General features: G+C 57.0%; 12 protein-coding genes. All 12 read left to right on the top strand.

The window, feature by feature from the left end; all coding sequences use genetic code 11:
- Window positions 1-686 precede the first annotated feature (686 nt).
- The 12 genes from BUE76_RS21950 (at window position 687) to BUE76_RS21900 (ending at window position 14,569) form a co-directional block, all read left to right on the top strand.
- Window positions 687-1,274: a DUF4255 domain-containing protein gene (locus BUE76_RS21950; RefSeq protein ID WP_143157256.1), complete on the top strand. Its 588-nt coding sequence runs from the start codon at window positions 687-689 to the stop codon at window positions 1,272-1,274.
- 3 nt (window positions 1,275-1,277) lie between these two features.
- Window positions 1,278-2,363 (top strand): hypothetical protein, encoded by a 1,086-nt coding sequence (locus BUE76_RS21945; RefSeq protein ID WP_073041929.1) that lies wholly within the window; start codon window positions 1,278-1,280, stop codon window positions 2,361-2,363.
- Between the two features lie 26 nt (window positions 2,364-2,389).
- Window positions 2,390-4,210 (top strand): phage tail sheath family protein, encoded by a 1,821-nt coding sequence (locus tag BUE76_RS21940; RefSeq protein WP_073041931.1) that lies wholly within the window; start codon window positions 2,390-2,392, stop codon window positions 4,208-4,210.
- A gap of 19 nt (window positions 4,211-4,229) precedes the next feature.
- Window positions 4,230-4,661, top strand: a complete 432-nt coding sequence (locus BUE76_RS21935; protein ID WP_073041933.1) for a phage tail protein — start codon at window positions 4,230-4,232, stop codon at window positions 4,659-4,661.
- A gap of 11 nt (window positions 4,662-4,672) precedes the next feature.
- Window positions 4,673-5,113, top strand: coding sequence for a phage tail protein (locus tag BUE76_RS21930; protein WP_073041935.1), 441 nt, complete (start codon window positions 4,673-4,675; stop codon window positions 5,111-5,113).
- Between the two features lies 1 nt (window position 5,114).
- Window positions 5,115-5,279 carry a DUF5908 family protein gene (locus BUE76_RS24595; protein WP_158070021.1) on the top strand — a complete coding sequence of 55 codons (165 nt, stop codon included), beginning with the start codon at window positions 5,115-5,117 and terminating at the stop codon, window positions 5,277-5,279.
- 6 nt (window positions 5,280-5,285) lie between these two features.
- Window positions 5,286-5,945: a CIS tube protein gene (locus tag BUE76_RS21925; RefSeq protein ID WP_073041937.1), complete on the top strand. Its 660-nt coding sequence runs from the start codon at window positions 5,286-5,288 to the stop codon at window positions 5,943-5,945.
- A 1-nt stretch (window position 5,946) separates the two neighbouring features.
- Window positions 5,947-7,617, top strand: a complete 1,671-nt coding sequence (locus tag BUE76_RS21920; RefSeq protein ID WP_073041939.1) for a phage baseplate assembly protein V — start codon at window positions 5,947-5,949, stop codon at window positions 7,615-7,617.
- A 78-nt stretch (window positions 7,618-7,695) separates the two neighbouring features.
- Window positions 7,696-7,956 (top strand): PAAR domain-containing protein, encoded by a 261-nt coding sequence (locus BUE76_RS21915; protein ID WP_073041941.1) that lies wholly within the window; start codon window positions 7,696-7,698, stop codon window positions 7,954-7,956.
- Window positions 7,957-7,958: 2 nt separating this feature from the next.
- On the top strand, window positions 7,959-8,357 hold the full coding sequence (locus BUE76_RS21910) for a GPW/gp25 family protein (RefSeq protein WP_073041943.1): 399 nt from the start codon (window positions 7,959-7,961) through the stop codon (window positions 8,355-8,357).
- 4 nt (window positions 8,358-8,361) lie between these two features.
- The gene (locus tag BUE76_RS21905; RefSeq protein WP_073041945.1) at window positions 8,362-11,787 is read left to right on the top strand and encodes a baseplate J/gp47 family protein; all 3,426 of its coding nucleotides are present in this window, start codon (window positions 8,362-8,364) and stop codon (window positions 11,785-11,787) included.
- Window positions 11,777-14,569, top strand: coding sequence for a hypothetical protein (locus tag BUE76_RS21900; RefSeq protein ID WP_073041947.1), 2,793 nt, complete (start codon window positions 11,777-11,779; stop codon window positions 14,567-14,569). Before BUE76_RS21905 ends, BUE76_RS21900 begins: the two co-directional genes overlap by 11 nt.
- The last annotated feature ends 3 nt before the right edge of the window (window positions 14,570-14,572 follow it).

Raw genomic sequence — 14,572 nt, 5'->3', positions numbered from 1 at the left:
TTGCTGCTTCCTTCTTGAAAGCTTCAAAGTCAAAGGTTTGCTTTTCCATATAACTGTGTCTATTTTGAAGTTACGAAAACCCCAACTGACACACTTTATGTAACACTCTCGGGTGCCCCGGAAATGGGAATATAGATAATGCCGTTCAGCACTTCCCTGGAGTTGCGCCGGGGTCTGCATTTGCCATCTTTTCGCCTTTTTTACTTTGTCAGCAAATCACTTACCGCAGCCCATTCGCTGTCACTCAGCAAAACACCACCTTCCATAACACACTTTTCCAATCCATCCCGCAAAGCCCTTACCTATTCAAAACCATTTTTGAGGTAAGCGCTAAGCGTATATTTATTTTCGACCGGCATTGGGAATAGTAAATTTAATATATATATTAGCCTTATAGGGGTGGGTGATGAATCACATAACAGGTTAGTTAGATAGTCCAATGTGCAGGACATACACTTAACAAAATGAGCTTTGTATTTCCATACACCCTGATGTTTGATCAACTTATCTCATCACCCATCATACCCCCAGTTTTTTTAATCCCTGCAAATGAAGATTCTTTCACCTGCCCTTGAAAGAAGTTGTCCTTCTTTCAAGGGCAGGTGCTTCCGTTGCCATGTGAGGACATTCCTATCATAAGCCTGCGGGCTTTTATTTCACCGGCTGCTTATTTGTTTTGCGCAATTATGTTTCTGCAGTTGATCAATTTTTTGAAAGACGATCTTAATGCCTTTATTGCCCAAAAGATCGGGGCGAATGGTCCGTTTGTGGTTGCTGCCAACCTCAATAATATTCTCGAAAAAGGCGAGGCCAATCTTAGTAAGATCATCATCACCATCGTGAACATTGAAGAGGAGAAAATGCTGAAGACGCCGGACCCTTACACCCGCGTCAATAGCGAAATCACCTACCGGAAGCCGCCCGTCTGGCTTAACCTGGTTTGCCTTTTTACCTTCTATTCTAAAAGCATCGATGATTTTACAGGGCTCGACCTGCTGGAGAACGTAGTGCAATACTTTCAAACAAAGCCGCGGGTAGAGAAAACCAACGCCGTGGTGCCCGCCAACTTTCCTGCAGGCCTCGAAGAAATCCGCGCCGAGTTTGTATCGCTCAACTACGAACAAACCAACTACCTCTGGGGCTTGTTCGGAGGGCGGTATCATCCCTCGGTGATCTATAAATTAAAAACCGTGCCGGTAGATAATGCCGACATCACACCGGGCGGTCCGCCCATCCTGAATACACAGGTGTCGGCCCTCCACAAAGCAACCTGACCCTTGGCCCAGCAAACCCCAATACTAACCCTTTATCATACGGCCAATTTTATTGACGAACGGAATAAAACCGGTATGGTCATCGCTACGGCGGAGCAGCCCCTGTTGCGGGCGGTGCCCTCGCCTTTGCTGCTCCAACGCCTCCGGGCGCTCCAGGGGCTTTGCGAAGAAGCGGGTGCTTATACCCGGCTGTACCTACCCTTCGACTTTACCAAGACACCGCCGGCACAAGCCCTGACCCTGCTGCCGCCCGTGCTCCGGTTTTACCTACAGCCTACCCATCCCGGGGCGCTGCTCCCCAGCGGCCTGTTTTTCGACCGCCGGCGATTGTGGCTGGCGCCTTCGGCCGACGGGGTGGACTATACCTTTCAACAGCGCACCGTCCGCTGTCGCCCCTGCAGCACCGGCAAGGTAGCCGGCGTGCCCGATTTGGCCGAGCCTTTACCGGCGCGGATGACCCGTGATGCGCTGGCCAAGGCTGTGGGACAGTCGCTGGGTACCGATACCCAAGCGCTGGACCTGAAAGTAACGGTGGATGCCACCGTGGTGGTGATCGAGCGGGAACAGGATTGGGCGAGCCTGCAGTCGCTCCTGCTGCAAAAGACGGACGCGGTGATCAGCCTGTCGGTACACCGGGCCAGCACTAATGCCCTGCTCAAAACCTTTCCCCGGGTATGGGTAACCGAAGGCGTGCTGCCGCCCGGTACCCTGGGGATTGTGAACATTCCGCGGGCTTCGCTCTTAACCACCGAAACCGATGCCGAAAAGTACGCGTTGCTCAACCAGTTTATCGTTCACCTGCCGGCCCTGCAGGCAACGGTCAATCTCACCCTCGCTGCGAGCCGCTTTGATGCCGGCGCCCGGTTGTTTTTCAACGAAGCCGAGGTGGCCGGTCCCACCGTGCAGCCGCACCCGCAGCTACCCGGCTACAAACAGGTGACCGCCACCGTCAATGGCTACACGCCCTACCTGCAACAACGCCGGCAGGTGGTGGTGCAAAACGGAAGCCATAAAACCACTGTGCCGGTAGCCCCGCTGAACCGCTACGATCCCACAACCAATACGGCAACCCTCTTCATTACCACATAAAATTTTTAAACTCAAAATCAAAGAACATGGCTTTCAGTTATAAAACACCGGGTGTTTACCTCGAAGAGATCGTAAAGCTGCCCCCATCGGTGGCATCGGTGGAAACGGCAATTCCCTGTTTTTTTGGGGTCACAAAGAAAGCCGTGGAACTCAAAGACGACGACCTTACCGGCTTGTCCAAAAAGATCTATTCGCTGGCCGATTTTGAATTGTATTACGGCACGCCCGATGTGGCTAAAGCCAGCGTGCTGGTTCGGTTGAACATGGCGGCAGAGGCCAGCCTTTCCTCGGCTTACGTCAACAACCTGTATTATGCGGTAAAACATTATTTTGATAATGGCGGAGGGCCTTGTTATGTTCATTCCATTGGCGACCTGGACCGCACTGGGGTGGATGCCGATACCTACAAAAACGCCCTCGCCAAGCTGGACCTCGACGACGAGGTTACCTTGCTGGTGCTGCCTGACCTGGCAGGCATGGCCGATAAAGACAAGGTGTACGACGTGTACAATATCGCACTGCTGAAAGCGGCAGCCCTGCAGGATAAATTTGTGGTGGTGGATGTGCTGCCCGAAAAAGCCGGCGGTAAGGTATCGGCGGAAGCTTCCAAGACGGCGTTCCGCAACCGCATCTCCAACAACGGCGACGTGATCAAGTATGGCGCGGCCTATTTTCCGCATCTGGAAACGACTTACAGCTACGACTTTGCCACGGCCGATATCAAGATGACCTTTTCCGAGGATGTCATCGCTGCCAACGAATCGGCCAAGCTGCTCAACAACTTCAATTACAAAACGGCGAAGACCATTTTCACCATCCAAACGGTATTGCAGTTTTTGAGCGATGATTATTTTAAGAACATTCCCACTGAAACTTATACCGGTACCATCAGCGATATCAACAGCAAGCGCAACGGGTTGCTGCCGCTGTTTACCGCGGCCGAGCAGCAGGCTTTACTCGATAACACCAAGGCTTTAACCGACCAGTTGAAAGTGCAGGCCGATGCCGCCATCGCTGCCGCCAAAACAAAGTTCGACTACGTGGATACCGGTGCCAAGGAATGGGAGCACCTGCAGACGCAGCTCCAGAAAAAAATCACCGATACCTTCGCGGCCCTCGATGGCGCCCTCAAAACCGACCTGGGCACAAAAGGCGTGGACGCCACCTCCTTTGCCACGCTCAACACCACCTTCCTGTCAAAAATTCCTTCGTTTTTCAACTCCGTTTTTGAGGCAAGGCTCAAGGAGGCGTTTCTAAGCATTCCGCTGCTGCTGCCGTCCTCACCGGCCATTGCCGGGGTATATGCGGCGGTGGACCGCAGCCGCGGGGTGTGGAAGGCGCCTGCCAACGTATCGCTCAATGCGGTAAAAAAGCCGGAAGTTCCCCTCAGCGACCTGGAACAACAGGACTTTAACGTTGACGCCGAAAACGGCAAGTCGATCAACTGCATCCGCCAGTTTACCGGCCGCGGCAACCTGGTATGGGGCGCCCGCACCCTCGCCGGCAACAACAACGAATGGAAATACGTCAACGTGCGCCGCTTTTTCAGCATGGTGGAGGAAAGCTGCCAGAACGCCACCCGGCAATTTGTATTTGAGCCCAACGACGCCAACACCTGGGTACGCGTGAAAGGCATGATCGACAACTATCTCACCAACCTGTGGCGGGCCGGGGCCCTGCAGGGCGCCAAACCCGAACACGCGTTTTATACCGCCGTGGGGCTGAACCAAACCATGACCCAGGACGACATGCTCAACGGGCTGATGATCGTGGAGATTGGCCTGGCGGTGGTGCGGCCGGCCGAATTTATCATCCTGCGCTTTTCGCACAAACTTGCTGTTTCTTAATTTTTAAACCTGCGCATTTATGGCAAACTATCCGCTTCCGAAATTTCATTTCCGCGTTGAATGGGGCGGCTCCAAGGTGGGCTTTACCGAAGTGACCGGCCTCAATATCGAAAACGAACTGATTGAATACCGGGATGGGGCCAGCCCTGAATACCACAAGATCAAAATGCCCGGCCTGCAGAAGTATGGAAACATAACGCTCAAGCGCGGTATGTTCAACGGCGACAACGAGTTCTTCCAGTGGCTGAACACTGTTTCGCTCAGCAAGATCGAGCGCCGTGATGTAACCATCTCCCTGCTCAACGAAAACCACGAGCCGGTGTACATCTGGCGGGTGAAGAACGCCTTTCCCACCAAGGTGACGGCCCCCGACCTGAAAAGCGATGCCAACGAAGTGGCTGTGGAAACCATCGAGCTGGCGCACGAAGGCCTGGTGATTGAAGCCCTTTAAAAATCTGTTAGATGAACCGGTATCCTCCCGTTGGATTTTCGTTTTGGGTGAGTTTTGAGATCAGCAATGCCCAGGTGGACGTGGCCTTCCAGGACGTGGCCGGCATTGCGATGGAGTTGCAAACCGAGGATGTGGTGGAAGGCGGCGAAAACCGCTTTACCCAAAAGCTCCCCACCCGGGCGGCCTACACGCCGCTGGTGCTCAAGCGGGCGCTGGCCGTTTCTTCGCCCCTGACGGCCTGGTGCCGCGATGCCATCGAAAACCTCGACATCCGGCCCACCTCCGTGCTGGTGGCCCTGCTGAACGAGCAAAAAGAGCCGCTGGTGGCCTACCGTTTTTTAAATGCCTACCCGCTCAAGTGGAGCGTGTCCAACTTCAACGCCGAAACCAGTTCGCTGGTCATCGAATCGCTGGAACTGTATTACCAGTATTTCAAAATCATCAATACCTGATATGCCTGTTGTAATCAATGAGATTGTGATCACCGCAACGGTGGACCAAAACGGGTCCTCGGGCAGCGGCGCAGCACCCGGCACCGGAAATGTGTCGGTGGAAGCCGTGGTAAAGGAAGCCGTGGAAAAAGTGCTCGAGATCCTGGACGAAAAAAAACAACGCTGAGTTTCTATGACGCTCCTGAAAATGACCATCCTGTCGTTCAAAAGCTTTGAGAAGCCTGCCGACCTGCTCAATCCCCGGGTGTTTATGGCCATGTTCAACCCGGCCAGCTACAAGGTGGAGTTCAACCTGACAAAGGACAAAAAAGAAGCCACCGGCGATGCGGCCCAAAGCACCCCTGTAACAGCCGTGAGCCTGAAGAAAATGAGTTTCGACTTCCTGGTCGACGGTACCGGCGCCAACGGCGACCAGCGGGTGGTGCTCCAGGAAACCAAAAAGTTTGAATCGGTGGTGATGCCTGGGAAAAAAGACCTGCTTTCGTTCAATAGCGCCACCGGCAATGCCCACCTGAAGCTGCCGCAGTTGCTGCTGCTCTGGGGCACCTTTGTATTTCCCTGCGAGATCGAAGCTTTTTCGGTCAACTATACCTTATTCAACCAACTGGGCATCCCGCTCCGCGCCACCATTAATGCCTCGTTCAACGAAGTGGAGCCCAAGCCCCGGGTGCCCCTGCTCGACCGCCTGGCCAACGCTGAAGTTGTGGAGACCATCGGCAATGCCGCCAGCTTTTTGAGCACGGCCTTCTCGGCCACCAACAACGTGGTGCGGGCGGTGGAAATGGCCCGTGAAGAAAATCTCAACAGCATACGCTCAACCTTCAACCGCTGATATGCCGCTGACAGCCTTGCTTACCGATGTGAATTTTACCCAGTATGCCTGCACCGTGCTGGTGAATGGCCAGCCCCTGCCCGAAGTGTTTCAGCTTATCTCGGTACAGGTGCGGCAGGCCTACCAGCACATTACCTCGGCCCAGCTCCTGCTGAAGCAAAGCCTCGACCTGGGCGGCACGCCCTTGCCCGTCCTTTCCGGAGGCACCCTGCCGCTCTCCGGCCAGCCGCTCACCATCCAGGCCAAACACGATGCCGATACCCTCATCCTTTTTGAAGGCACCATCGTACGGCACAAGTTCAAGCATTCGGCCGGCGGCAGCCGCCTGCAGCTCACCGCCAAAACAAAAGCGGTGAACCTGTCCCTTACCTCCAACACGGAAGTGTTTGCGGGGCAAACTGATAAGGAGGTGATTGAGACCATTGTGAGGGGAGGGGGCTGCCGGCTCAGTCCCACGGCCCCGCTGCCACCATTTATGGTCAAGCATACGCAACTGGTAAAAAACGGGTTGAGCAACTGGGATTTCATCAACCTGCGCGCCGAAGCCAACGGTTGCTTTTTGTACACCGAAGGTGAGGCCGTGGTGCTGGAAAAGCCTCGCGAGCAGGTGGACCCGCTGAAGGTGCTCACGGCCCGTTACGGCGATAACGTGTTTGAGCTGGAAGTGGAGCAGGACGAGCGCAAGTACCGGCTGGAAGACGAGTTGATCAGCTTCAACCCCGCCACCTTTGAAACCGAAACTGCTGACGAAACCGAGCCGCCTACCACCGATGCCACAACCGTCAAAGGCAAACAGTCAATCGTGGATTACCGCACCTTTCACCAGGCCGAAGCCCGCGACCGGGTGGCCGCGGCCACGCAGCTCAAAACCCTGTCGAAACACAACGGCCTGGCCCACATCAGAGCGCAGTTCGAGGCAAAGCCCGGGTACACGCTGGCCGTGGAAGGCTTTAACGAAATTGCCGACGGCCGTTACGTGATCACCTCGGTGATGCACGATTATGGCGACGGCGGCTTTAGCACCTTTGTACAATTTGGCCTTAACCACGAGGGGTATGCCACCCGGTTTGGCCTGGCCCCCGCGGCGGCCCGGCCCCTGGTGCTCAACGCGTTGGTAACCGCCCTTGAAGGCGACCCCGATAACCTTTACCGCGTACAGGTAAAGATCGCCGGTTGGGCCCATGCACAGGAACCCCTCTGGGCCCGGCTGCTGACGCCCTATGCCGGCGATGGTTATGGCCTGGTGCTGCTTCCCGAAATCGGCGATGAAGTGCTGGTTGCCTTTACCGGCACCGATTACGATGTGCCCCTGGTTCTGGGTTCGTCCTTCAGCCCCAAGCTGCCGCCGCACACGCCGTTTACCGATGATAACTACCCTAAAGTACTGGTGACCAAAAAAGGCATGAAGTGGGCCTGGAATGACGAAAAAGGCGAACACGAAATTTCCACCCCGGCCGGTAATAAAATCCTGTTGTCCGAAGACCAGCACACCGTGTCGGTGGCCGACGAAAACGGCAATAAGGTGGAGCTGACGCGCAGCGCCATCACTGTCACCGGGAGCAAGGACGTTACCATCAAGGCCGCCACCAACCTGAAGTTGGAGGGCGCCATGATCGATGTCAACGCATCGGGCAACCTCACGCTCAAAGGCGCGATGGTGCTCATTAACTAAAACGGATGGGCAGCGGCGTCTGCTGCCTTACCGGCAAAGACAACCGCGCTCCTTTGTTCACAACAAAAACAACAAACCATGCCTTCTGCTGCCCGCATTTCCGACCTCACCGTTGATGGTATGATCACCGGTCCCGGGGTGGCCACGGTACTGATTGGCGGACTGCCTGCGGCCGTGGCGGGCGACATCAGCACGCCCGCTTCGGGCAATGTACCCATGGCATTTGCCGTGGGCAGCGTTACGGTGCTGGTTGGCGGGCGCCCGGTGCTGCGGGCCGGCGATACTGCCCTGAACGGATCTTCCATTCCCGTGGGGTTTCCCATGGTACAAATTGGATAACTATGGCAAGCGAACAAGAAATCATCGGAGCCGGCTGGGCCTTCCCACCCCGCTTTAACGCCGACCGCAACCAAACGGTGATGGCCAACGGCGTTGACGATATCAACCAAAGCCTGTACATCCTGTTCACCACCGAACTGGGCGAACGGGTGATGCAGCCGGATTACGGCAGCGCCCTCAAGCGGATGGTTTTTGAAAGCGTGGACGAACACTTCAAAGCTTATATGCGGATGGTGCTGGTGCGCAGCATTGCCCTGTACGAAGCCCGCATACAGCCCTTGTCGATTGAGTTTGCACCCGACGAGGTGGTGGAAGGCCGTTACCTGATGCTGCTCGATTACGTGGTACTGTCCACCCGCCGGCGAAACAATTTTGTTTTTCCTTTTTACCTGAATACCTAAGCCCGTGGGAAAACCCATCGCCAATATTCACAATTATCCCCTGTCCGACGGATCGGTGCCGTATGGCAACCCCTTGCTGTTGGGGCAGGGTTTTGCCCTGCGCACGGCCGCCCTGAACGACTATCTCAAAACGGTGTTCGAGTTCAGCAAAGACATCCGCTTTTTCAACGAACTGGGCGAGGCCACCCACACCTGGAACGACCTGCTGGCGAAGGATGCGGTGTTTCAACTGGCGAGAGTGGTAACAGTGCCCGCCGGTGAGCTTGACCGGTTTTTTAAAAGCCTGCCCATTACCAACCGCTTTACGGACGATACCATGCTTTCCGAAGAGGAATACGCCACCCTGGCCTACCAGCGGTTGCAGCTCCTGCAGTTCCTCTTAAGTTTTTTCCGCGACCTGCCTACGGCGGTGGAAGAAGAAAGCCGGCCGGCGGTGCTGGCCATGCTCAGAAGCAATGCCGTTGGGCAGTTGTTTGTCGCCTACCGGGCGCTGCTCACCGAATGCCTGGCCGGGGGCTCCCCGCTGGTAGCCCCGGCCAGCCGCAAAGCCGTGGCGCCACTGGCCGATCTCCGGTTTGAGCCTGTGGAAGACGACACTACTGGTGCGCTCAACAACTATTACAATCCCACCAACCTGGCCGGCACCCCGGTGCTGGCGGTGTACAGCAATGCCTACGACCAGCTGAAAGCGGCCAACGAATATGCCTACACCCTGTTCCGCGGCCTGCTGCGGGTACTCCAGACCTTTACGCAATGGGCCTTGGGCAAGCTGCGCGACCTGAGCGAAAGCACCCCCACGCACCAGCCCCACGTGGGCCTGCTGCTGGCCTTTGCCCGTCTGTTGCGGCTGTACGATGCCCGGTTTAACCAGCTGATCCCGGCCCATACCGATTTTGTATTTCGCTACGTGCTCCAGTTAAAGGAAGAGCCGGAGCGGCCCGATACGGCCTATGTGCACCTGGAACTGGCCAAGAACGTGAGCCAGTACTTCCTGGCGCGGGATACCCGCTTCAAGGCCGGCAAAAACAGCGAGAACAAGCCCCTGTACTACCGGGCGGTAAATGACGTGGTGCTCAACGGCGCCACCATTGCCGCGTTCCGCTCCACCGTTTTGCTGCGGCAGGGCAACGGCCTGTTTTCGGTAGCCGCGACCGGGGATGCGGCTAGTCCTGAATGGCAGGTGAACAATGCGTGGATGCCCTTTAACGACCTGGCCGAATCCTATACCGGGATGGCCATCGAAAGCAAGCTGCTGGCCGCCGTGGAGAAAAAAGACACAAGTATCGCCCTCATTTTTCGTTTTGGCAGTGCCCCGCCGGCTACCACGGGTCTGGCCGAAAGCGCAAGGGTGGCGCTTGTGCTTGAAACGGGCACCGAAGAAGCTCTCACCGTCAGTGCGGTGACCCTTTCGGAAACCGATCTCAAAATCACCGCCACGCTTTCTAAAGACCTGAAAGAAAAAGTGCGCACCGGCCTCAATGTGCGGGTCCGGTGGGTATCGCCCCAGCGCGACGCCGCTGCCAACAATCCCTATGTGCTGTTTTACGGCTTCCTGCTCCAAGCCGAGCTGGCAAGGATCGCCATTGAATTACCGCAGCAAACCTTTAACCCTACCGGCGTCCGCACATCGGCGGGGCTCCTCCCTGGCAGTGCCTCGTTCCCTGCCTTTGGCACGCAGTCGCTTGCCGGCACTTCGTTCCGGTTATACCACCCCTTTATCCGCTATGCGGCCACCATCGACCTCACCATCCAGTGGGCCGAAAAGCTCAAGGCTTCGGTGGCGGTGTCGGTGCAGGATGTTGCCCGAACCCTGCCGGCAAACTCAGCCACCAGCACCCTCAACGATGTGGCCAACGGAAGCCGCTCCAGCGTAAAAGTGGAGCTGGAAGCCGATCAAACCTACACCGTCACCGCTACCCACAGCAGCACCGGTGGTAACACTACCGTAGAAACCATGCTGCCGCGGGTGCTGCTGGTAAAGGAAGTGTCACTCACCGCCGACCTGCAGGAAGTGGCCTACGAAAAAGAAAACAGCGGTGCCCCACAGTTTACCGAAGAGTTGCTCCAGCGGCCGAGGATTGTGCGCTCCCTGTACCTGGCCACCGCCAGTAAGGCACAGCAAAAGATCGAGCTCCACCAACGGCACCAGCAATACCGCATCCGCATCCCGGTGATCCACCGCAACAACCGCACGGCGCACCTCTATCCCTTTGGCGAGCGGGCCGTAAACAAAGCAACTGGGCTCACCTTGCTGCCCGATTACGCCGTGCTGGGCTACGCCGATTTTGTTGCCGATTTTTATATCGGCCTGCGTGGCATCCAGCCCGGGCAAACAGTCAGCCTCCTCTTCAACATGGCCGAAGAAACCGCCGCCCAATCGGGGGACGACGCCACCATTAAGTGGTATACCATCGCCGACAACAGCTTTGAAGCACTCGACCCGTCGCGGGTGATTGATACCACCCAGAACTTTTTGCAATCGGGCTTGGTGCAGGTGATGCTCCCCGACACCGCCACCACCAACAATACCCTGGTGGAAGGGGAGGGCCTCTACTGGCTGGTGGCCCGCTGCGACAAACACTACGACGTAGTAGCCAACATCCGCGGCGTGTACACCAACGGCGTGGCCGTGGAGCGGGTGCTGGATGAAAGCAATACCGAAACAAAAGCCAGCGTAGCGCCCGGCACCGTGGAGCAGTTGTTCCCCAAAACCGCGGCGGTAAAAACCGTTACGCAGGAAACCCCTTCGTTCAATGGGCGGGAAAAAGAAACCGAAGCCCATTACTTCTGGCGGAGCAGCCAGCGCTTGCGGCACAAGCGGCGCGGCATCAACCAGTGGGACCTGGAGCAGCTCGTGCTGGAGAAATTTCCGGCGATGTACAAGGTGCGGTGCCTGAACCATGCGTTTTACGACGAAGAAAGCACCACGCTGCTGGCGCGGCCCGCCCATACGGTGATCTCCGTCATCCCGTTTTACGTGGTCAACGAGCAAAGCCCCAATTTTCAGCCGGCCATCACCCTTTCCAAATTAAAGGCCATCGAAGACTGGCTGCGGCAAAAAAGCTCGCCCTTTCTTCAGTTCCAGGTGGTGAATGCATTTTGGGACGTGGTTTCGGTGCAGCTTGATGCCGTGTTGGCCCCCGACGTGCAGGACCTGCTCTACTACCGGCAGCAGCTCAATACCGATCTGCAATGGTTTTTTTCGCCCTGGGCTTTTACCCGCACAGACACGCCGCCCCTGCAAACCCGTATTTTTCTGGCCACCCTGGTCGACTATATCGACGAGCTGCCCTACGTGCACCACATCAAGGGGCTGCGGGTGTTCCGGAACGGCCAGGAGGTGGCCGACGAAATCCTCACCTCGAGCCAAATTCATTTGTTAACCACTGCTGCCGAGCATACGCTGACGGTTTTTGCCAATGGCCAATAATCCGGAACATATCGACGCGAAGGCCCTGCCGCCACTGTTGGAGAATTTTGCGTTGCTACGCGAACGGGCCCTCAATTATATCCAGCAAACGACCGCCGCCACCTGGACGGACCACAACATCCACGACCCGGGCATCACCATCCTGGAGGCCCTGTGTTATGCCCTTTCCGACGTAGGCTACCGGATGAACTTCCCGGTGGCCGACCTGCTCACCGACGAAAAGGGCAACCTGCCCCGCGAGGCCTTTTATACACCCACCGAGATCCTGCCCTGCCACCCGGTGACCATCAACGATTTCCGGAAGGTGCTGATCGACCTGCCGCTGGTGAAAAACGCCTGGATCACACCGGTCACAACCAGCCACACGAGCATCCAACTCGACTACGAGCCGATGTACGTGTACACCGATGGTGGCCGCCTGGTTCTGGCCCACGAAGTGGCCGGCCTGCCCCTTTCGCCCACGCAAAAAACGGCGCTGCTCGGCAGCCAGCCGGTTTTCCTGCACGGCCTCTACGCCGTGCACATCGAGTTTGAGCCCCAGCCCCTGCTGGGTGCCATCGACAGCGGCGAAGGCTTTGAAGGGGTGTATGAAAAAGAGTTTTTTGGCGATATCTTTTACGACATCGGCAACTGGACGGCCCTAGCCAACAACCCGCGGATATTGCAACAACTGGCAACGGCCTACCATGCCGACCCGGCCAGCCTGACGCTGCAGTTTGTTACCTCGCCGCGCAACCAGTTCAACAACAACGACGGCAAGCTGGATGATAGGGTGTTGTCCGAATGGTACTACGACCTGCCGGTGCTGGTGAACGGCACCGTGCTGTTTACCTTCAAGGACGTACGCTTCCAACCTTACCTCGAAAACCGCAAAGGCATTTCTGGGAAAGACCTGAAGGTGCTCCTATCAAAAAACGACTTCCGGTTTTTCAGCGCCGTCTTTGACAAAATCGAGGCCCTGGCACAGGCCTATGCCGACGTGCGGCAGGCGCTACACCGGTACCGCAACCTGTGCGAAGATTACCTGCCGCAGATCGCGGCCATACCCACCATGGACTTCCGGGTTTGTGCCGACATCGACGTGACCCCCGGCGCCGACATCGAGCAGGTGCAGGCCGAGATCTTTTACCGCCTGGAGCAATACATTTCGCCTACGATCCCCTTTTATACCATCGACGAACTGGCCGCCAAAGGCATCCCGCTGGAAGCAGCGCTGGAAGGCCCCCTGCTGGCGCATGGCTTTGTGCTGGAAGCGGAGATGGGCGAGAACTCCTTTCAGCAGTTTACCATCCACCTCTCGGATGTGATCAATGCGATGTACGAAATCGACGGCCTGCAGAACTGCCGAAACGTGTCGCTTGTTCTCACCGACGGCAACGGCCATACGGTGGCCCACGACAAATGGGTGGTGGCAGTGCCCAATGGTTTCAAACCGGTGCTCAACAAACGCAAGAGCAAGCTGCTGTTTTACAAGAACAACCTGCCGCTGACCCCCAACTTCCGGGAGAGCATCCTGAAGCTGGGCTTTTTGCAGACGGCGGCGCAAAAGTCCCGTACTGCCGCCGTGCCGTTCCCTAACTTCAACCAGACCTACCGGCAACTGGCACTGCATTATTCGCTGGCCGATGAATTCCCGGCGACCTACCGCATCGGCAAAAACCTGCCGGATGCCTTTCTTGACAAGCCGGAGCTCTACGCCTCCAAGCAACTCGAAGGCTACCTGCTCCTGTTCGACCAGCTCATCGCCAACTTCCTCACCGACCTGCACCACCTCCGCGACAGCCTGTCGTGGTCCACGGTAACGCACCTCAATTACCAAAGCGCCGGCAATAGCTGGCGACGGCCTTACCTGCTGGGCGCAGCCGGCGACAGCCGCTGGCAAACCGTAGTGGAATCGCCGGAGGCCTTTGTCAAAAAAAGGAACGACAGCCTCGACTACCTGCTGTCGCGCTTTGCCGAAAACCTGCAGGACATCGACAACCATTTTTTCCTCGCCACCGATAACCTTAACCTCAGCGAAACGGAATATTACAATTCGCTGATCACGCTCAAGCAGCGGTTTCTGGCCAATTATATCTCCATCAGCGCCAATCGGGGTGCGGCAGTCAACCTGCTTGCCGGCCCGGAATACGGCAAAGTGCCGCCTTCGGGCTACGAAGACCGGCTGAGCCGCCTCCTGGGCTGTGAGCTGGTGACCGGTGGCCGCCGCCGGGGCGTGGCCGACCTGGCCAAAACCGACAAGGCCGAGCGGGGCTACTTCCATGTGCTGGAGCACCTCCTCCTGCGGATGCCAACGCTGAACAACGAAGTGCTGGCGCAATTGAAAGCGGCCGGTAGCAGCGCGGATCTCCTGGGCATCTGTACCGACGACGACTGCACCGCTTGCGGTGGCGAAGACCCCCATTCGTTTATTGCCTCGGTGGTGCTGCCGGCCTGGCTGCCGGTATACGCCGATGTGCACTACCGCGATTTTGCCGAACGCCTGATCCGAAGGGAAACGCCAGTGGGGGTGCTGCTCCGGATCTGCTGGCTGTCGGAAGACAGTATGACCGCTTACGAAACCGCGGTGGGAGAGTGGTGGGCCGCCCGGTACACCCTGGTGCAGCGCGATGCGGCCACCTACAACAACAGCCTGCTGGCTTATCTCAAAAAGCAAAATGCGCTGGTGCAGGTGCTCAAGGCCCAGCGCAGCCAGTTCTTCCCCGCCACCCTGCACGGCTGCGAAGACGAAGGGGAGGAAAACAATACGCGGGTGTTCTTAGACCAAACCTTTTTAGGATAACCA

Origin of the sequence: Cnuella takakiae (assembly GCF_001953305.1) — a bacterium.
Taxonomy (GTDB): Bacteria; Bacteroidota; Bacteroidia; order Chitinophagales; family Chitinophagaceae; genus Flavisolibacter; species Flavisolibacter takakiae.
This window is presented reverse-complemented; position numbering and strand designations above follow the sequence as displayed.